Genomic DNA, 18,211 nt, shown 5'->3' on the forward strand with positions numbered 1-18,211 from the left:
TGCTGGCTATGCAGCTGCGCTTCGCTGGATATGTCGCCCAGGCTACGTGCCGCCTGATCCAGGGAACTGGAGGAGTCGAGCAACTGGCGGATGACACCCCGCAGCTTGTCGGTAAAGACGTTGAAATGGCCTGCCAGTGCGGTGAGCTCGTCACGGCCGTGAGTGTCGAGGTTGCGCGTCAGATCGCCTTCGCCACTGGCGATATTGGCCATGGCCGCCACGGCATCCTGCAGCGGGCGCGAGATGCTGCGCGAGATGAGCAAGACCAGAGCGGCCAGCAGCACGGCAATCGACAGGCCGATGGCCGATGCCTTCAGCGCCTGGGTGCGAAACTCGGCCTGTACGTCGTTGACGTAAACGCCAGAGCCGATGATCCAGCCCCAGGGCTTGAACAACTCCACATAGGAAATCTTCGGAATTGGCTCACTGGCGCCAGGCTTGGGCCAGCGGTAGTCCACGTGTCCGGCACCCTGACTGCGCGTGATGGCCACCATCTCGTTGAACAGTGCCTTGCCGTCCGGATCCTTCAGACCCGACAGATTCTGGCCCTCAAGCTTGGGGTTGGTCGGGTGCATGATCATGACCGGCTGCTGGTCGTTGATCCAGAAGTACTCCTGGCCGTCGTAGCGCAGCTCGCGGATCACTGCCATGGCCTGCTTCTGGGCTTCATCCCGGCTCAACGTGCCGGCGGCTTCGAGCCCCTGGTAATACTTGAGAATCCCGGCAGCGGTCTGCACCACATGCTCGGTCTTTTCCGACTTGCCGGCGTAAAGGTCGGTGTTGATCTGTTGCAGCATGAAGCAGCCAAGCACCACCAGCATGCAGATGGCCAGGGCAAGGATCAGCCAGAGGCGACGGCTGATGGGGATACTGCGCAAACTGTTCATGGGTGATTCCCCGTTTTTTGTCGTTATGCTCGGAGATCCAAAAAGCGCTGTACTGAAGCGGAGCGCTCTTTTACTCGGGTTCTCTGATAGCATTTCGGCAGCGTGGCAGGGAAGCTGAATCTTCATCGAGCCAGACCGTTGCAAGGAACCTCTGCGGTAGGCCTCTGTCCCAGCGCCGGGACAACGCTTCTACTATTTTTGGCATTTGCCGCGACTTCTGGGGGAATGATGGATATCTGGCTGGCCTTTCAGGCCCTGATTCTGGGCGTAGTCGAAGGTCTAACCGAGTTTTTGCCAATTTCCAGCACCGGCCACCTGATCGTGGTGGGTGACCTGCTGGGCTTCAATGGTGAAACCGCCACCGCGTTCAAGATCATCATTCAGCTGGGTGCCATCCTGGCGGTGATGTGGGAGTTCCGTGCCCGCGTACTGGGCGTGATCTGGGGCTTGCCGAGGGAGCGCAAGGCGCAGCGTTTCACCCTCAACCTGCTGCTGGCGTTCATCCCTGCCGTGGTCTTCGGCCTGGCGTTCGCCAGTCTCATCGAACACTGGCTGTTCAACCCGATCACCGTGGCCACGGCGCTCATCGTCGGTGGGGTGATCATGCTCTGGGCTGAGAAGCGTCAGCACGCGATCAAGGCTGAAACGGTCGACGACATGACCTGGAGCCTGGCCCTGAAAGTCGGCTTCGCCCAATGCCTGGCGCTGATCCCCGGCACCTCGCGTTCCGGCGCGACCATCATCGGCGGCCTGGTCTTCGGCCTGTCACGCAAGGCGGCCACCGAGTTCTCGTTCTTCCTGGCGATGCCGACCATGGTCGCGGCGACCGTGTATTCGCTGTTCAAGTATCGCCACATCCTGCAGCTTTCGGATTTGCCGATCTTCGCCATCGGCTTCGTCACCACCTTCATCGTGGCGATGATCACCGTGCGCGTGCTGCTCAAGTTCATCGCCAATCACAGCTACGCCGTATTCGCCTGGTACCGCATCGCCTTTGGCCTGGTGATTCTGGCGACCTGGCAACTGCATCTGATCGACTGGAGCACCGCGCAACCGTGAAGGAACGCCAGGGACGCCTGAAAAGCTGGAACGACGACAAGGGCTTCGGCTTCATCCAGCCGCAAGACGGCGGTACCGAGCTGTTCGCCCATGTCTCGGTGATGCGCGGAGAGCGGCGGCCCCAGGCTGGCGATGACGTGCTCTATGTCGAGGGGCGCGATGGGCAGGGCAGGCCGCGTGCCGAGCACATGCGCCTGGCCGGTGAGTTGAGCCTGGATCGCCAGGCAATCCGCCGCAAACCGACCAGGCAGAGCGCCAAAGCCAGTGCGCCAAGCAAGGCGCCGCGCGCCAAGCGACGCAGTCAGGTTGAAGGCCCCATCCGTCATTTCACCGCCAAGGCGGTGTTGTTCGTGCTGCTGTGTGCGCTGCCGCTGTTCGGCGCTGCGCTGCAACTGCGCGGCACCTTATGGTGGCTATTGCCGCTGTACCTCGGCGCCAGCCTGATCAGCTTCCTGCAGTACTGGATGGACAAGCGCAGCGCACAGCAAGGCGGGCGGCGTACGCCGGAGCAGACCTTGCATCTGGTCGAGCTGGCGGGTGGCTGGCCTGGCGCGCTGATTGCGCAGCAGACCTTTCGCCACAAGACGCGCAAGGCGTCCTATCAGTCTGTCTTCTGGCTGATCGTGGCCGCGCATCAGGTGTTCTGGATCGATCTGTTGTTGTTCGACGGCGTCTACATTGCCCGGCACATCCCGTTGCTCATGCCGTAGCCAGATGGGCACGCTGGCCTTGCAGCGTGTCAAGCGGCTATGTTGAGGCTCGGAGTCTGCCTGTGACCGATTCCGCCTGCCTGGCGAGAGCAACGTTGTCATGAAAACAATAACAAGAAACCCGGGCAAAGCCCGTATCGCCCAGCGCCTTGGGCTCTGTATCCATGCGCTGGGACTGTTTCTACTGGGTGGCTTCCTTGGTTCGCTGCAAGCCTCTGCGACGGTGCAACTGAGCCTGGGCGGTACACCTGAGTCGGTTGCCTATACCCGTATGGTGCTCGAACAGACCCTGGCCCTCGGGGAGCATTCAGCCACTGTGCGAGAGCTTGGCAACCTGCCGATGACGCGCCTGGAACTCATGCTGCAACGTGGCGATATCAGCGTACTGATCCTTGGGCCAACGGCCGAACGTGATCGCAGGTTTCTGCCCGTCCGCGTGGCCATGACCGACAACCTGGTCAACCAGCGCATCCTGTTCATTCCCAGTGGCAGCCAGGCGCTGTACGACCCGGTGCAGAGCCTGGACGATTTCCGTGCCCTGCAGCAGGTGGCAGGCATGGGCACGGCCTGGGCGGATCGAGCCATCTGGGAAGCCAACGGCCTGCCGGTGGCGACCATCGACGGTGACTGGAAACGGCTCTACCGCATGCTGGCCGCACCTGCGCGGCGGATCGATTATCTGCCTCGCGGTGCTCACGAAATGGCACTCGAATGGAGGCAGCACGACGAGTTGAAGGTGGAGCAGAATCTGGTATTCACCTACGCGCAGGATCACATTCTCTACGTCTCCCCAGCGCGCCCGGAGCTGCATCGTTTGCTGCAGGAACTGCTGCCGCAGGCACAGCGCAAGGGGCTGATAAAGCGTCTGGCCAAGGCGTACTACCACCAAGTCTTCGAGCCGCCGGTGAACCTGCAACAGCGGCGAGTCATTCGCCTGGAAATGCCAGAGCTTCTACAGCAATAGCCCCGGTTGCAGGCGCTTGGGCAGGCGGCGTACCACCAATTGATGCGAGCGGGTCAATAGTTCGCACAGTTCCGCCTCACCCAGCGGCAACTGGCGCGCGCTCATGCTGACCCAGTGCGCTCGTGCCAGGTAGGGCGCCGGACGGATTCCAGGGCGATCCACGTAACCCAGGAACAGGTCGTTGTCGACCTTGAACGCGAGATCCTCACCGAGGAAGTCGAGGATCGCGAACATCTTGTTTCCGGCGATGGAAAACACCCGGTTGCTGCCCCATTTGAGGTCTTCACGGGCACCGGGCAGGTTCAGGCAGAAACGGGCGATCTGGTCGGGTGTCATGGGCGTACTCCGGATGATGAGCTCTCGATCAGGACGAGGGGGCCTCCACGCGTTCATGGGCCTGGGTCATCACTTGCCAGGTCTGCGGATCGGCTGGGATCAGGTGCTCGATGCGCAACGAGGCAACCGTGATGTCCAACGGCATACCGAACGTGGTGAAGGTGGAGAGAAAGCTCAGCGTTCCTTGCGGCGACTCGATACGGGTCATCACCAGTGGCGGTGACGCCTGCGACAGCGTCGTCGGTGCGCAGGGCGGGGATAGGTTTTCCAGCAGCTTCGCCAAGTCCGGGTTTTCCAGTGCCTCGCGGGATGCACGTTGCCAGGCCACGGCGCGGATCTCTTCGGCATTGAGCAGGTGATCACCGAGGCCGCCTGGCTGCAGCAGCGTGGCTAGCAGGTTGAGCCCTTCGACGCTAGTCATCGGCAGTTCGAGAAGCCTGAACAGTGCCGCTGTGCTGGCGTTGGCGGCCAATACCTGCCACTGGCTGTCCAGCAGGATTGCCGGGGCTGGGTTGTTGGCCTGCAGCACATGGTCGATGGCGCCACGAATGGCATCGAGCGCCTGCGAATCGAGTGCCGCTGCGCCATAACGTGGGGCGTAACCGGCCGCCAGGAACGCGGCGTTGCATTGTTCCAGTGGTGTTTCGAGGGTCATCAGCAGGGCATGCAGGGTCGCAGGGCTTGGTCTGGCTCGACCCGTTTCGATGCAGCTCAGATGGCGCTGGGAAATGCCCGTGATCAAGGCCAGGTCGAGCTGGCTCAGGCCAGCCTGTCTGCGTAACTGGCGCAGTTGCAGTCCAACCGGTTTCGCAGGCATTCGAGGCGGCAGATGAGCGTTCATGCACGGACTCTTGCAGTTCATCGAGGCGCGCTCCATGACCTGACAGGTCATAGAGCCGTCGCGACCTTATCACTAATGTGTCTCAGACTTCGATCAGGAGCCTGTGATGAACAGACCTTACTTCGCGCTCTTCGCCTTGCTGGCATTTTCCTTCTATACCGCCTGGAGCATCGCGATCAGCGAGCAATCGCTGTTGGCGTTCGGCCTGGAGCTGCTGTCGCGGCCCGACACCGCTCAGGTCGTCATCGATCTCTATCTGCTGGCCTCGCTGGCAGCGCTCTGGATGTATCGGGATGCACGAGGCAAAGGCCGTTCACTGCTGGCGATACTGCCATATCTCGCGTTGACGGCAGTTTTCGCCTCCCTTGGCCCGTTGACCTATATCGTGGTCGAAGGTTTTCGCAAGCAGCTCTCGTCAAGGGGGCGGGCATGAGCAGCCTCCAGTCTCTATATGGCCTGTGCGTCGTGGTGCTTTTCTTGAAGATGCTGGCGATTTCCTGTTATCAGGGCTATTTCCGCCTGCGGAACAAGGCATTTGTTAACGCCGAGGACGCTGCCTTTCTGGGTCGGCAAGCACGGAGCCAGGAACTGCCCCAAGTCAGGCATGCGGCCAAGGCCTGGGCGAACGATCTGGAAAATATTCCCTCATTCTTCGTGCTTGGCGCCCTGGCCATTGCGTTGAAGGCTCCAGGGGAGGCGAGCGCTGCTGCCTTTGTCGCTTTCACCTGCGCCCGTGTCCTGCACACCTTGGCCTACCTGAGCGGCTGGCAGCCATGGCGAACTCTGGCCTATGGCGTGGGAGTGGTATGTCTGCTTGCACTGGCCGTGATGGTCGCAGGTGCCTGTGTGTAACGTGCCTGCTGTTTTGGCGTGCTTCGGGGCGGTCTTGTAGACTGCCAGGCACTCCCATATCCATGAGCACGCCGCGCAGCGTGCGAGCCATCATCGTCCATGAATATCGCTCGCCATTTCCGCTTCGTCTGGCTGTTGCTGGGCCTGCTGTTGCCCCTGTCGACGCTGGCCGATGTTAGCTTCGTCGACATCACGCAGGTCGAGCAATCGCCGCTGTCGCTAACCACCCATGTCGACATGCTGGAGGACGTCACGGGTGAGGCGACGCTGGAGAGCGTTCGCTCGGACGAGATGGCCGGGCGCTTTCAGCATGAGCAGCTACCCAGCACCGCCTTTGCCTTGGGTTTCACCCGTTCGGCCTACTGGTTTCGCCTTGGTCTCGACAATCCTGGTAATGAGTCGACGACGCGCCTGGTGGTGGTGAACAACCCGCGCATCTCCCTCGTTGACGCCTATGTGCCGGATGGGCAGGGCGGTTATCGCCGCTGGCTTACCGGTGCCGACCGGCCGCAAAGCACCAAGGCTTATGACAATCGCAACTTCGTCTTCCCCGTCACCTTGTCTGCGCACTCGCAGCAGGTGATTTACCTGCGCGTGCAATCGAGCATCGGTTTGCTGGTGCCGTTGCAGCTGTGGTCGGTGGAGGCTTTCCATGTTCATGAGCGCGATGACTACATGGCGCGCAGCGGCTATGTGGGCATTGCCGTAGCGATGATCCTGTTCAACCTGATGCTGTTCATCGCCCTGCGTGATCGCATTTATCTGCTGTACGTGACCTTCGTACTGAGCGCCGTGTGCTGCCTGACCATCAAGAACGGCATGGCGCCGGACTGGACGCTGTTCGGTCAGTCGCTTAACTCCAACGTGATGTACTACTCCAGCGGCGCGGTGTCGCTGAGCATGCTGATGATGTTCATGCGACGCATGCTGCAGACGGAGAAGTTGCTGCCCTGGGGGGATCGCCTGCTGCAGGGCATGACCCTGTTCTATCTGCTGAGCCCCTGCATCTACGTGCTGGCGTTGCCCCAGGTAGCCCATTTCGCCATCCTGTCCTTCCTGTTCGCGGCCGTTGCCATGGTCGGGCTCGCGCTGGCCTGTGCATTGAAGCGGCAGCGTAGTGCTTATTTCTTCCTGGCCGCCTTCGGCCTGCTGATCCTTGGCGGCGCCTCTACCAGCCTGCGGGCCATGGGTATTCTGCCCACCAATGTCTTCACCGAGGACGGCCTGCAACTGGGCTCATCCCTGGAAATGCTCCTGCTGGCCTTCGCCCTGGCCGACCGGATCAACGTGATGCGCCAGGAAAAGCTGCAAACCCAGGCACAGTTACTGCTGGCCCAGGAGCAACTGGTGGAAACCCTGCAGCGCTCCGAGCGTGAACTGGAGCAGCGTGTTGCCCAGCGCACCGAGGAGTTGCAGGTACTCAACCAGCGCCTGGAAACCCTGAGCTTGACCGACGCTCTGACCGGTATCGCCAACCGTCGGCAGTTCGACGAGCTGTTGCAGCAGCAGTGGCACCAGGCTCAGCGCAGCTCGGCGCCGCTGGCCCTGGTCGTATTGGATGTCGATTGGTTCAAGCCCTACAACGACCTCTATGGGCATCCCGCCGGGGATGCCTGTCTGCGTCAGATCGCCCAGGCATTGCAGGCCACGCTCAGCCGTTCTACGGATCTGGTGGCGCGCTACGGCGGCGAGGAGTTCGTCCTGCTCGCGCCATTGACCGATCTCGCCGGTGCTCGCCTGTTGGCGGAAAAACTGGCTGATGCCGTCGCTGCGCTGGATTTGCCGCACCAGGGCTCACCCTTAGCCCGAGTGACGCTCAGTATCGGCGTGGCCGCGCTGACCGTTACGCCTGGTATGCAGCCCCAGGTTCTGGTGCAGCGGGCTGACGCTGCGCTGTACCGCGCCAAGCAGCAAGGGCGTAACCGCGTGGAGTGTGATTCAGGCGCGTAAAAAAGCCTCAGGAGCACGAAGCGCCTGAGGCTGAGGAGGGTCGGCAAGGCTGCCGACCGGGGAGAGCCGTTTCAGGCCTGTGGTTGCCAGCCGCCACCGAGCGCCTTGTAGATGGCGACGATGCCGCTGTACAGCTCGACCTCGGCCGAGGCCTGGGCGTCTTCGGCGGCCAGGCGCTCACGCTCGGCATCGAGCAGCACGAGGAAGTCCACCGTGCCTTCGCGGTAACGGATTGCCGCCTGCTGCGCCGCTGCACGGCTGGCTTCGGCCTGGCGCACCAGGGCGATCAGGCGTTGCTGGCGCTTGCCGTAGTCGCTGAAGGCGTTCTCCGATTCTTCCAGGGCCAGCAGCACCTGTTGCTCGTACTGCGCCAGGGCGCCATCGGCTTCAGCCTCGGCACCGCGCAGGCGCGCCTGCACGCTGCCCAGGTCGAAGGCTGCCCAACTGATAGTTGGGGCCACGGCCCAAGCCCGCGCAGCCGAGGCGCCAAGCTGCGAGCCGCGTCCGGCGGTGAAACCGAGGAAACCCGACAGGCTCACCCGGGGGAACAGGTCAGCTGTGGCCACACCGACTTCGGCTGTAGCCGCCGCCAGTTGCCGTTCGGCCGCCTGCACATCCGGGCGTCGGCGCAGCAGCTCGGCCGGGTTGCCGATCGGCAGTGCCTTGGCGATGGCTGGTAGCGGCTTGGGCGCCAGATCCACCTCCAGTTGCTCCGGACGCTGGCCGAGCAGGGTAGCGATGCGGTTGCGCGCACGCACCTGCTGCGCCTGCAACTGCGGCACGCTGGCTTCCACCGCCGCCAGGCGGGCATCGGCGCGCAGCACGTCCAGCTCGCTGCCGATACCGGCATCGCGTAGTTGTTCGGTGATGGCGCGCGATTCCTGCTGGTTCTTCAGGTTTTCCAGGGCGATATGTTCACGCAACTGCGCACCGCGCAGCGTGCCGTAGGCATCCACCAGTTCGGCGATCAGGCTGACCTGAATCTGGTAGTAGTCGGCCTCGGCCACTTCGATGCGCGCCTCACTGGCCTCCAGTTGGCGCTGAATGCGGCCGAACAGGTCGAGCTCCCAGGCCGTGTCCAGGCCCAGGTCGTAGCGTTCCTGGCGCACGCGCTGCTCGGTGGTCGGCGGCTGCTGGGCCTTGCCGAACTCACCGCTGGCGCGGCTGGTGACGGTGGGCAGACGGTCGTTGGCCACGTCATCGCGGATCGCCCGCGCTGCGCGCAGGCGGCTGAAGGCCACGCGCAGCTCACGGTTGTCCGCCAGCGAACGCTGCACCAACTGGTTCAGCGTCGGGTCGTCGAACTGCTGCCACCAGGCCGCATCGAAGCGTGTGCGGTCGTAGTCACCGGCCTCCAGCGCGGCAATGCGCGCCGGGTCGGTTTCGGGTGCCCGGTAGTCCGGGCCTACGGCGCAGGCCGACAGGGCCAGGGCGAGCAGGGCGGGGGTGAAGGCCTTCATGCGTGTACCTCCTGCAGGCGGGTGGCTTTGCGCGCTTGGCGTTTCTCCACGAAGGCGCGGATCAGTACGTAGAACACCGGCGTCAGCAGCAGGCCGAAGAAGGTCACGCCGATCATCCCGCTGAACACCGCCACACCCATGGCATGGCGCATCTCGGCACCGGCCCCGGAGCTCAGTACCAGCGGCACCACACCCATGATGAAGGCGATGGAGGTCATCAGGATCGGGCGCAGACGCAGACGGCAGGCTTCCAGCACGGCGGCGACGCGATCGAGGCCTTCTTCCTGTTTTTCCTTGGCGAACTCGACGATGAGGATGGCGTTCTTGCATGCCAGGCCCACCAGCACGATCAGGCCGATCTGGGTAAAGATGTTGTTGTCGCTACCGGCCAGGATCACCCCGGTGATAGCCGAGAGCAGTACGGTCGGCACGATCAGGATCACCGCCAGCGGCAGGCTCCAGCTCTCGTACTGGGCGGCCAGCACGAGGAAGGCCAGCAGCACGCAGAGCGGGAAGATGAACACGGCGGTGTTGCCGGCGAGGATCTGCTGGTAGGTCAGATCCGTCCATTCGTAGGTCATGCCGTTGGGCAATTCCTCCTCCAGCAACTTGGCGATGGCGGCCTCGGCCTGGCCCGAGCTGTACCCCGGCGCGGCGGCACCATTGATCTCGGCGGTGAGGAAGCCGTTGTAGTGCATCACCCGGTCAGGGCCGGCGCTGTCATCGACCTTGACGAAGGTCGACAGCGGCACCATCTCGCCACGGTTGTTACGCACCTTGAGCTGGCCGATCTGCTCCGGTTCCAGACGGAACTGCTGGTCGGCCTGGACGTTGACCTGATAGGTGCGGCCGAAGCGGTTGAAGTCGTTGGCATACAGCGAACCCAGGTACACCTGCAGGGTGTCGAAGATGTCGCTGATGGCCACGCCGTGGGTCTTGGCCTTTTCGCGGTCGATGGCGGCATCGACCTGCGGCACGTTGACCTGATAGCTGGTGAACACCGACATCGGGTTCAGCTCCGGCAACTGGCGGGCCTTGTTGAGGATGTTCTGCGTCTGCGTATACAGCTCCTCATAGCCCAGGTTGCCGCGATCCTGAATCTGCAGGCGGAAGCCGCCGATGGTGCCCAGCCCCTGTACCGGTGGCGGCGGGAAGATGGCGATGTAGGCGTCCTGGATCTCGCTGAACTGGCCGTTGAGTGCGGCCGCGATGGCGCCAGCCGACAGGCTTTTGTCCTTGCGCTGGTCGAAGTCCTTGAGGGTGACGAAGACGATGCCGCTGTTCGGACTGTTGGTGAAGCCATTGATCGACAGGCCCGGGAAGGACACGGTGTTTTCCACGCCCGGGTACTTGGCGGCGATCTCACTCATGCGCTTGATCACCGACTCGGTACGGTCGAGGGTGGCAGCATCGGGCAGTTGGGCAAATGCCACCAGGTACTGCTTGTCCTGCTGCGGCACGAAGCCGGCCGGGGTGCTGGAGAAGCCCAGGTAGCCGAGCACCAGCAGGCCACCATAGACCAGCATGGCGATGCTGCTGCCACGCAGAACGCGGCGTACGGTGCCGACGTAACCATGGCTGGCGCGGTCGAATACGCGGTTGAACGGGCCGAACAACCAGCCGCCGAACAGCTTGTCGAGCAGACGCGAGAAACCATCCTTGGGCGCGTGGTGATCCTTGAGCAGCACGGCCGCCAGCGCCGGCGACAGGGTCAGCGAGTTGATCGCCGAGATCACCGTGGAGATGGCGATGGTCAGCGCGAACTGCTGATAGAACTGCCCGGTGAGGCCGGATATGAACGCGGTCGGCACGAACACGGCGCACAGCACCAGGGCAGTGGCGATGATCGGGCCGGTGACTTCCTTCATGGCCTGGCGCGTAGCTTCGACCGGTGACTTGCCCAGGGATATGTTGCGTTCGACGTTTTCCACCACGACGATGGCGTCGTCCACCACGATACCGATGGCCAGCACCAGGCCGAACAGCGACAGGGCGTTGAGGGAAAAACCGAACAGGTGCATCACGGCGAAGGTGCCGATCAAGGACACCGGCACGGCGGCCAGCGGAATGATCGAGGCGCGCCAGGTCTGCAGGAACAGGATCACTACCAGTACCACCAGCACGATGGCTTCGAGCAGGGTGTGCACCACCGCCTCGATGGAGCCACGGACGAAGATGGTCGGGTCGTAGACGATCTCGTAGTCCATGCCCTGCGGGAAGCTCTGCTTCAACTCGGCCATGCGTGCGCGCACCTCATCGGAGATGGCGATGGCATTCGAACCAGGGCGCTGGAACACCGGGATGGCCACGGCTGGCTGGTTGTTCAGCAGCGAACGCAGGGCGTACTGGTTGGAGCCCAGCTCGACCCGAGCGATGTCGCGCAGACGAGTGATTTCGCCGTCGTCGCCAGCGCGGATGATGATGTTCTCGAACTCTTCCTCGCTGACCAGACGGCCCTGGGTGTTGATCGATAGCTGGAAGCTGTTGCCGGCGTCCGACGGCGGCGCGCCGAGGGCACCGGCAGCGACCTGGCGGTTCTGTTCGCGGATGGCATTGACCACATCGGTGGCGGTCAGCCCGCGCGAAGCTACCTTGTTCGGATCCAGCCACACGCGCAGCGAGTAGTTGCCCATGCCGAACAGTTGCACGTCGCCCACGCCGTCCAGGCGTGCCAGCTCGTCCTTGACGTTGAGCGCGGCGTAGTTGGACAGGTAGAGCATGTCGTAGCGGTTATCCGGCGAGGTCAGGTGCACCACCATGGTCAGGTCGGGGGAGGCCTTGTCCACGGTTACGCCGAGGCGCTGCACTTCGGTGGGCAGCGTCGGCATGGTGCGGGTGACGCGGTTCTGCACCTGCACCTGGGCGTTGTCCAGATCGGTGCCGAGGGCGAAGGTCACGGTCAGGGTCAGCTTGCCGTCGTTGGTCGACTGCGACGACATGTAGAGCATGCCTTCCACGCCGACGATGGCCTGCTCCAGCGGCGAGGCGACGGTCTCACCGATCACCTTGGGGTTGGCGCCGGGGAAGTTGGCGCGCACCACCACGGTGGGCGGCACCACTTCCGGGTATTCGCTGATCGGTAACTGGAACAACGAGATGGCGCCGCTGATCAGGATCAGCAACGACAGCACGGCGGCGAAGATTGGCCGCTGGATGAAGAATTGCGAGAAATTCATGGCTCTGTCCTCAAGTCGCGCAGGCGCGATCAGCCGCGCGGCGAGCGGGTAGCGGTGGTTTCGGCGGCAACGCGTGGCGGTTGGCTGTCAGCGGCGGCTTCACGCATGCGCGCCAGTTGCGCCAGGGTGTCGGCATCGGCCATGGCCACCGGTTGCGGATCGACGGTGGCGCCCGGCATGGCGCGCTGCAGGCCGTTGACGACGATCTTCTCGCCCTCGCTCAGGCCGCCGCGAACGATGCGCAGGCCCTCGAGCTTCGGCCCCAGCTCGATTGGGCGGTAGGCCACGGTATTGTCGTTGCCGAGTACCAGCACGTATTTCTTGCCCAGGTCGGTGCCGACCGCTTCGTCCTTGATCAGGGTGGCGGCGTAGGGCTTGCTGCCCACCAGCTTCAGGCGTGCGTAGAGGCCCGGAGTGAAGCGGCCGTCCTGATTGTCGAACACGGCGCGGCCACGGATGGTGCCGGTGCGTGGGTTGACCTGGTTGTCGAGAAAGTCCAGTTGGCCCAGATGCGGGTGACCGGCTTCGTCGGACAGCCCCAGGTACACGGGGCTGGCGCCACGAGCATCGGTACCGGCTTCACGAGCCAGCTCGGTGTATTTGAGGAAGGCGCGCTCATCGGCATCGAAGTAGGCGTAGACCTTGTCGGTGGACACCACCGAGGTCAGTAGGCTTTCGCCGGCACCCACCAGGTTGCCCCGCGTGATTTCGGCACGGCTGACACGTCCGTCGATAGGCGAGGTGATGCGGGTAAAGCCCAGATTGAGGCGGGCGTTGTCCAACTCCGCCTGGATCGACGCGACCTGCGCCTGGGCTTCAGTGGCGGCACTGGCACGCGCGTCGGCCAGTTCGGCGGAGATGGCGTTGCTCTGGCGCAGACGCTCGCCACGACGGGCTTCGTTGACGGCGCGAGCCTGGTTGGCGCGTGCCTGTTGCAGCTGCGCTTCGAGACGTTTGACCTCGGCCTGGAACGGGCGCGGGTCGATCTGGAACAGCAGATCGCCTTTCTTCACCAGGCTGCCTTCATCGAAGGCGACGCGGTCGATGTAGCCGGACACACGTGGGCGAATCTCAACCGATTGCGGCGCTTCCAGGTGGCCGGTGAACTCGTCCCACTCGTTGACGGATTGTTCGATGACCTCGGCCACGCTGACCTTGGGCGCCGCCATCTGCGCCTGGGCTTGCGGCGCTTGCTCGCAGCCACTCAGCAGCAGGGCGCCGGCGAGGGCCAGGGGGAATATCCAGATGTTCTTGTGATGCTGTTCCATGGGGTGACTCCGCCAGTCGGATTTGTGAATGGGCGGAGTCTGCGGCGAGGCATGGCGAGCGACTAATCGAACGCCATGAAGTTCAATATCATCGTCAATGATTATGGAGCGCTTGAAGTGCTGCTGTGATCGATGAATCGAGGAGCATCATGCGGGCGAGAGGGTTAGCAGTGTCGCATTGCATTGAAAACAGTAATGCGCTGAGGCATTCGCCAATCGGTTAAATGTAACGCCTGAAGTGCGCTACAGGCTGTCCGGATCGCCACAAAACATCTGGATGCGCGAACGCAGCCAGCGCTCGGCCGGATCGTTGTCCTGGGCGCCACGCCAGGCCATGTGCAGCTCGAAGGTCTGGGTTTGCAGCGGCAGATCCTCGGCACGCAGGCCGCCGGCGGCGGTCAGAGCGGCGGCGGTGTAGTCGGGCACACTGGCGACGATGTCGGTTTCCGCCAGCAGCGTGCCGAGGCCGTTGAACTGCGGCACGGCCAGCACCACGTGGCGTTTGCGCCCGAGCTTGGCCAGCTCGTCGTCGATGAAGCCAGTGAGGTCGCCAGCGAAGGACACCAGCGCATGGGGGCGGGCGCAGTAGTCATCGAGGCTCAGTGCGCCAGGTATGGAATCGGCGCGCAGCAGTTTGGCCTTGCTGCGGCGTAGCACCTTGCGCTTGGCGTTGGCGGGCAGCTCGTCGGTGTAGGCCACGCCCACGGAGATTTCGCCGGAGGCCAGCAGGCTCGGCATCATCAGGTAGTTGGTGCGGCGGATCACCAGCACCACGCCAGGCGCTTCGGCGCGCAGACGGCGGAGCAGGGCGGGCAGCAGCGCGAACTCGACATCGTCGGACAGACCGATGCGAAATACCGCCTTGCTGGTGGCCGGGTCGAAGTCCGCGGCGCGGCTGACCGCCGTAGAGATGGAGTCCAGGGCCGGCGAGAGCAGGGCGAAGATCTCCTGCGCACGCGGAGTCGGCTCCATGCTGCGGCCGGTGCGGACGAACAGCGGATCATCGAACAGGGTGCGCAGGCGTGCGAGCGCGGCGCTGATCGCTGGCTGACCGAGAAAGAGCTTCTCTGCTGCCCGGGTTACGCTGCGCTCGTGCATCAATGTTTCGAAGACGATCAGCAGGTTCAGATCGAGGCGACGCAGGTCGTTGCGATTCATCCAGATACCATCCGAGGAAAACGGGCCTTGTCAGCACGGCGGTGCAAATGAGAGCCTTTGCCCCGGCAATAGTACGGGCAGTGCGAGGCGTATTGAAAGGCGCCGAATCACTGACAGGCATGACGACTATCGATAGAGTCGGATAGTGCCACCGCCACACAGCGGATAGAGTCCACAGTCATTGAAGTGTTAATCCGCGATCAAGCTCGAGGTAAGCGATGTCCCGCATGATCCGTTTTCATAAGTTCGGCGATGCCGATGTGCTCCAGTACGAAGAGGTTCCGACGCCTGTACCCGGTCCGGGTGAAGTGCTGGTGCGCGTGCAGGCCGTCGGGCTGGGCTGGAAGGACGTGTTGTGGCGGCAGAACCTGGCGGCCGAGCAGGCCAAGTTGCCGGCCGGTACCGGCTTCGAACTGGCTGGCACCGTGGCCGCGCTGGGCGAAGGCGTAGAAGGCCTGGAAGTCGGCACCGCCGTTGCGGGTTTTCCCGCCAGCACGCCTAACCGTTATCCGACCTGGGGCGATCTGGTATTGATGCCCCGGCATGCCCTGACTCGTTACCCGGATGTGCTCAGCCCGGTCGAAGCCAGCGTGCATTACAGCGCCTTGCTGTTCGGCTACCTGGCTCTGATCGATCTTGCTCACCTCAAGCCCGGTCAGCATGTGCTGATCACCGAGGCGTCCCGCTGCCTGGCACCGCAGACCGTGCAACTGGCCAAGGCCTTGGGTGCGAAGGTGGTCGTCTCCACCAGCTCGCCGGACGACCGCGAGTTCTTGCGTTCGCTGGGAGCGGACAAGGTGATCGTCACCGAAGAGCAGGATCTGGTGCTGGAGATCGAGCGTTACACCGAGGGCAAGGGTGTCGAAGTCATCCTCGATCAGTGTGCCGGCCCGCAGATGAAGCTGCTCGGCGACATCGCCGCACCACGCGGCAAGCTGATTCTGTACGGCAACAACGGTGGCAATGACACCGCTTTCCCGGCCTGTGCCGCATTCAAGAAACACCTGCAGTTCTTCCGTCATTGCGTGCTGGATTTCACCGGCTGTCCGGAGTTGGGCATCGAGCCCAATGACGAAGCCGTGCAACGTGCCCTTACGCACATCAACCAGATGACGGCTGATCGCCTGCTGACGCCGGTGATCGACAAGGTGTTCGATTTCAACGATTTTGTCGCTGCGCACCGTTACATGGAAACCTGCCCGGATCGTGGGCGGGTCGCGCTTAAGCTGGCTGCGGATTAAAGTCCGCGGCCATGCGGTCGCTATACCCCTAGATTTCGACAGTTCAAGGAACCCCCAATGAGTCTCGTCACCGGCGACGCGCTATCGCTATTGTTGTTTCGTCTGCATAGCGGCAGGCTGCTCGGGATCAACCTGCTCAAGGTCAACGAGATCATCCCTTGTCCGCCCCTGACCAAGCTGCCCAGCCGTCACCCCAATGTCCTGGGTATCGCCACGCTGCGTGGCTCGGCGGTTACGGTGATCGACCTGGCCAGCGCCATCGGCGAGCGTGGCGGCAACAGCGAAGATGACGGCTGCCTGATCGTCACCGAGCTGAGCCGCTCGCGTCAGGGCCTGCATGTGAAGAACGTCGAGCGCATCGTGCAGTGCTCGACCCGCGACGTGCGCCCACCACCTGCCGGCTCTGGCAGTCGCGCCTTCATTACCGGCGTCACGCAACTCGAAGACGGCATCGTTCAGGTGCTCGATATCGAGAAGGTGCTGCACGACATCGCGCCTCCAGTGGAAGAAGCACCAGTTGGCCAGTTGCTGGAGCAACAGGACGCGCAACTGCTCCAAGGCCGGCGCGTACTGATCGTCGACGATTCCCAGGTTGCTCTGCAGCAGACGCTCAACGTCCTGCGCCAACTGGGTTTGGACTGCACGGCCGTGCGCAGCGCCCAGGCGGCGCTGCAGCAACTGCATGATTACCAGCAGGCCGGCATGCCCTTCGAGCTGCTGGTGTCGGACATCGAGATGCCTGAGCTGGATGGCTACAACCTGGTTCAGGAAATTCGCCGCAGCCACGACATCGGTGGCACCTACGTCCTCCTGCACACCTCCCTCGACAGCACCATGAACACCGAGAAAGCCCGCCTGGTCGGCGCCAATGCCGTGCTGACCAAGTTCTCCGCAGTGGATCTGACTCGTGCCACGCTGGATGCTTTCCGTCATATGAGCGAGCGCTGAGGTCCGCGCTCGATCTCTAACGGTGTTACGCACCTGTCTTCAGGCCACCACAGGAATCAGTGGATCAGCAGCGGCCAGTGCAGTGTCACGTTCGGCCGCTGGTGGGTAGATCCACTCGGTGTTGATCTGCGTCTTCAGTGCCTTGCCTTCCTGGCCAGTGAGTACCACCTTGCGTTCCCAGCCTTCGGTGTACACCGCGCCCCAGGCACCGAGATCCAGGCAGGTGACGTACTTGGGCTGGCTGTAGGGGATCGGTGCCACGCCGAGCAGATCGGCGGCGGCATTGTTGCCCGCCGAACGTCCCAGGGCGATGGCGTGCTGGCAGGTCATCAGCGCATGGTTGCCGGCATCGTCTACGGCCGCGTAGGCCGTGTCACCGGTGGCGTAGATCGCGTCCTGGCCAAGCACCTTGAGGTTGCGGTCGACATGCAGGCGGCCATGCAAATCACGTTCGCCCGTGATTTGCTGGGTGAGCGGCGAGGCCTGCACGCCGACCGCCCATATCACCGTGCTGGCGGCGATACGCTCGCCGTTGTCGAGCACCACAGCATCCGCCTCGACCTGTGTAACCGGGCTGCCGAGCTTCCAGGTGAGGCTGAGCTGGTCACTGGCCTGCGCGACCACCGTGGCGATCTCCTGGCCCATGGCGCCGCCTATCTGTTTCGCCATGTCGATCACTATCACGCGAATATCGGTCTGTTCGCCCAGGATGGCGCGCAGGCGGGCCGGCATTTCCATGGCGGTTTCGATACCGGTGAAGCCGCCACCAACCACCACCACGGTATTGCGCGCCGGGCTGTCCGGCTGCTGGCGCAGGCTCTGCAAATGAGCATCGAGCTTCTGCGCCGACTCCAGGCTGTCGACATCGAAGGTGAAACGGTCGATCCCTGCGACAGGCGGGCGTGAGACCTGGCTGCCGCTGGCCAGGATTAGCCGGTCATAAGGCAGATGGGCGTTGTTACCGCTGGCGTCTCGGTAACTTACGCGACGTGCAGCGCTGTCGATGCGGGTCGCGCAGCCCTGCATGAAGCGCACGCCAACGGCATCGAACAACGGGCCCAATGGGGCGACGGTAGTGGCCAGGTCGGCTTCGTAGAAGCGTGGACGTACACGCAATTCGGCTTGCGGGGCCAGCACGGTGACCGCTATGTCGAGGCGCTGGTGGCGATCCAGCAGGCGGACGGCGCTGAGTGCGCTCCACATACCGCCGAAGCCGGCGCCGATGATCAGGATCTGTTGCTTCATGGTTTCGCTCCAGTCAGGGAAAGGATGAGTTCCGATCGATTGCTGGGCGATTCTGGCGTTGGCTTGGATCAGTGTAATGATCCATTATTGCTGAAAAGTATTGACCCAATTGGGGG

Annotated in this window: 15 protein-coding genes and 1 pseudogene; 8 read left to right on the forward strand and 8 right to left on the reverse strand. The window is 63.1% G+C overall.

What is annotated here, in order from left to right; translation table 11 throughout:
* Positions 1 to 110: 110 nt before the first annotated feature.
* Positions 111 to 1,013, reverse strand: a pseudogene (locus tag VC352_RS25240) (cache domain-containing protein); the annotation flags it as partial.
* Between the two features lie 102 nt (positions 1,014 to 1,115).
* Here VC352_RS25240 and VC352_RS01160 point away from each other — a divergent pair.
* The 3 genes from VC352_RS01160 to VC352_RS01170 all read left to right on the forward strand — a co-directional run bounded on the left by VC352_RS01160 (position 1,116) and on the right by VC352_RS01170 (position 3,620).
* Entirely contained in the window at positions 1,116 to 1,946 is an 831-nt protein-coding gene (locus tag VC352_RS01160; protein ID WP_322977746.1) for an undecaprenyl-diphosphate phosphatase, read from the forward strand.
* Positions 1,943 to 2,656, forward strand: coding sequence for a DUF1294 domain-containing protein (locus VC352_RS01165; RefSeq protein WP_322977747.1), 714 nt, complete (start codon positions 1,943 to 1,945; stop codon positions 2,654 to 2,656). Before VC352_RS01160 ends, VC352_RS01165 begins: the two co-directional genes overlap by 4 nt.
* Before the next feature lie 100 nt (positions 2,657 to 2,756).
* A complete protein-coding gene (locus VC352_RS01170; protein WP_322977748.1) occupies positions 2,757 to 3,620 on the forward strand; it encodes a hypothetical protein in 864 nt (287 codons plus the stop codon).
* Here the strand turns inward: VC352_RS01170 and VC352_RS01175 are convergent.
* Both VC352_RS01175 and VC352_RS01180 read right to left on the reverse strand, forming a co-directional pair.
* A complete protein-coding gene (locus VC352_RS01175) occupies positions 3,609 to 3,956 on the reverse strand; it encodes an MmcQ/YjbR family DNA-binding protein (RefSeq protein ID WP_322977749.1) in 348 nt (115 codons plus the stop codon). The genes VC352_RS01170 and VC352_RS01175 overlap by 12 nt on opposite strands.
* A gap of 28 nt (positions 3,957 to 3,984) precedes the next feature.
* Positions 3,985 to 4,797 carry a helix-turn-helix domain-containing protein gene (locus VC352_RS01180; RefSeq protein WP_322977750.1) on the reverse strand — a complete coding sequence of 271 codons (813 nt, stop codon included), beginning with the start codon at positions 4,795 to 4,797 and terminating at the stop codon, positions 3,985 to 3,987.
* A 106-nt stretch (positions 4,798 to 4,903) separates the two neighbouring features.
* Between VC352_RS01180 and VC352_RS01185 the strand changes: the two genes are divergently transcribed.
* The 3 genes from VC352_RS01185 (at position 4,904) to VC352_RS01195 (ending at position 7,599) form a co-directional block, all read left to right on the forward strand.
* The gene (locus VC352_RS01185) at positions 4,904 to 5,230 is read left to right on the forward strand and encodes a DUF2834 domain-containing protein (RefSeq protein WP_322977751.1); all 327 of its coding nucleotides are present in this window, start codon (positions 4,904 to 4,906) and stop codon (positions 5,228 to 5,230) included.
* Positions 5,227 to 5,649 (forward strand): MAPEG family protein, encoded by a 423-nt coding sequence (locus VC352_RS01190; RefSeq protein WP_322977752.1) that lies wholly within the window; start codon positions 5,227 to 5,229, stop codon positions 5,647 to 5,649. Before VC352_RS01185 ends, VC352_RS01190 begins: the two co-directional genes overlap by 4 nt.
* Before the next feature lie 99 nt (positions 5,650 to 5,748).
* Positions 5,749 to 7,599, forward strand: a complete 1,851-nt coding sequence (locus tag VC352_RS01195) for a diguanylate cyclase (RefSeq protein WP_322977753.1) — start codon at positions 5,749 to 5,751, stop codon at positions 7,597 to 7,599.
* A 71-nt stretch (positions 7,600 to 7,670) separates the two neighbouring features.
* Here VC352_RS01195 and VC352_RS01200 read toward each other — a convergent pair whose 3' ends face one another.
* From VC352_RS01200 to VC352_RS01215, 4 genes are all read right to left on the reverse strand, one after another.
* Positions 7,671 to 9,059 (reverse strand): TolC family protein, encoded by a 1,389-nt coding sequence (locus tag VC352_RS01200; protein ID WP_322977754.1) that lies wholly within the window; start codon positions 9,057 to 9,059, stop codon positions 7,671 to 7,673.
* Positions 9,056 to 12,235 carry an efflux RND transporter permease subunit gene (locus tag VC352_RS01205; protein ID WP_322977755.1) on the reverse strand — a complete coding sequence of 1,060 codons (3,180 nt, stop codon included), beginning with the start codon at positions 12,233 to 12,235 and terminating at the stop codon, positions 9,056 to 9,058. Before VC352_RS01205 ends, VC352_RS01200 begins: the two co-directional genes overlap by 4 nt.
* Before the next feature lie 29 nt (positions 12,236 to 12,264).
* Positions 12,265 to 13,503, reverse strand: a complete 1,239-nt coding sequence (mexE, locus tag VC352_RS01210) for a multidrug efflux RND transporter periplasmic adaptor subunit MexE (RefSeq protein ID WP_322977756.1) — start codon at positions 13,501 to 13,503, stop codon at positions 12,265 to 12,267.
* Between the two features lie 243 nt (positions 13,504 to 13,746).
* Positions 13,747 to 14,661, reverse strand: coding sequence for a LysR family transcriptional regulator (locus VC352_RS01215; RefSeq protein ID WP_322977757.1), 915 nt, complete (start codon positions 14,659 to 14,661; stop codon positions 13,747 to 13,749).
* A 218-nt stretch (positions 14,662 to 14,879) separates the two neighbouring features.
* Here VC352_RS01215 and VC352_RS01220 point away from each other — a divergent pair, with 218 nt between their 5' ends.
* Entirely contained in the window at positions 14,880 to 15,902 is a 1,023-nt protein-coding gene (locus tag VC352_RS01220) for a zinc-dependent alcohol dehydrogenase family protein (protein WP_322977758.1), read from the forward strand.
* 57 nt (positions 15,903 to 15,959) lie between these two features.
* On the forward strand, positions 15,960 to 16,850 hold the full coding sequence (locus VC352_RS01225; protein ID WP_322977759.1) for a chemotaxis protein: 891 nt from the start codon (positions 15,960 to 15,962) through the stop codon (positions 16,848 to 16,850).
* Between the two features lie 39 nt (positions 16,851 to 16,889).
* Here the strand turns inward: VC352_RS01225 and VC352_RS01230 are convergent, their stop codons facing one another.
* The gene (locus VC352_RS01230) at positions 16,890 to 18,095 is read right to left on the reverse strand and encodes an NAD(P)/FAD-dependent oxidoreductase (protein WP_322977760.1); all 1,206 of its coding nucleotides are present in this window, start codon (positions 18,093 to 18,095) and stop codon (positions 16,890 to 16,892) included.
* Between the last annotated feature and the right edge of the window lie 116 nt (positions 18,096 to 18,211).

This window comes from Pseudomonas sp. C11, assembly GCF_034683865.1.
Classification (GTDB): Bacteria; Pseudomonadota; Gammaproteobacteria; order Pseudomonadales; family Pseudomonadaceae; genus Aquipseudomonas.

Excerpts from the sequence above, each read along its gene's own strand:
- VC352_RS01190 (WP_322977752.1), top strand. The coding sequence starts at position 5,227 with ATGAGCAGCCTCCAGTCTCTATATGGCCTGTGCGTCGTGGTGCTTTTC.
- VC352_RS01195 (WP_322977753.1), top strand. The coding sequence starts at position 5,749 with ATGAATATCGCTCGCCATTTCCGCTTCGTCTGGCTGTTGCTGGGCCTG.
- VC352_RS01185 (WP_322977751.1), top strand. The coding sequence starts at position 4,904 with ATGAACAGACCTTACTTCGCGCTCTTCGCCTTGCTGGCATTTTCCTTC.
- VC352_RS01225 (WP_322977759.1), top strand. The coding sequence starts at position 15,960 with ATGAGTCTCGTCACCGGCGACGCGCTATCGCTATTGTTGTTTCGTCTG.
- VC352_RS01200 (WP_322977754.1), bottom strand. The coding sequence starts at position 9,059 with ATGAAGGCCTTCACCCCCGCCCTGCTCGCCCTGGCCCTGTCGGCCTGC.
- mexE (WP_322977756.1), bottom strand. The coding sequence starts at position 13,503 with ATGGAACAGCATCACAAGAACATCTGGATATTCCCCCTGGCCCTCGCC.
- VC352_RS01175 (WP_322977749.1), bottom strand. The coding sequence starts at position 3,956 with ATGACACCCGACCAGATCGCCCGTTTCTGCCTGAACCTGCCCGGTGCC.
- VC352_RS01180 (WP_322977750.1), bottom strand. The coding sequence starts at position 4,797 with ATGAACGCTCATCTGCCGCCTCGAATGCCTGCGAAACCGGTTGGACTG.
- VC352_RS01170 (WP_322977748.1), top strand. The coding sequence starts at position 2,757 with ATGAAAACAATAACAAGAAACCCGGGCAAAGCCCGTATCGCCCAGCGC.
- VC352_RS01220 (WP_322977758.1), top strand. The coding sequence starts at position 14,880 with ATGTCCCGCATGATCCGTTTTCATAAGTTCGGCGATGCCGATGTGCTC.
- VC352_RS01230 (WP_322977760.1), bottom strand. The coding sequence starts at position 18,095 with ATGAAGCAACAGATCCTGATCATCGGCGCCGGCTTCGGCGGTATGTGG.
- VC352_RS01205 (WP_322977755.1), bottom strand. The coding sequence starts at position 12,235 with ATGAATTTCTCGCAATTCTTCATCCAGCGGCCAATCTTCGCCGCCGTG.
- VC352_RS01215 (WP_322977757.1), bottom strand. The coding sequence starts at position 14,661 with ATGAATCGCAACGACCTGCGTCGCCTCGATCTGAACCTGCTGATCGTC.
- VC352_RS01160 (WP_322977746.1), top strand. The coding sequence starts at position 1,116 with ATGGATATCTGGCTGGCCTTTCAGGCCCTGATTCTGGGCGTAGTCGAA.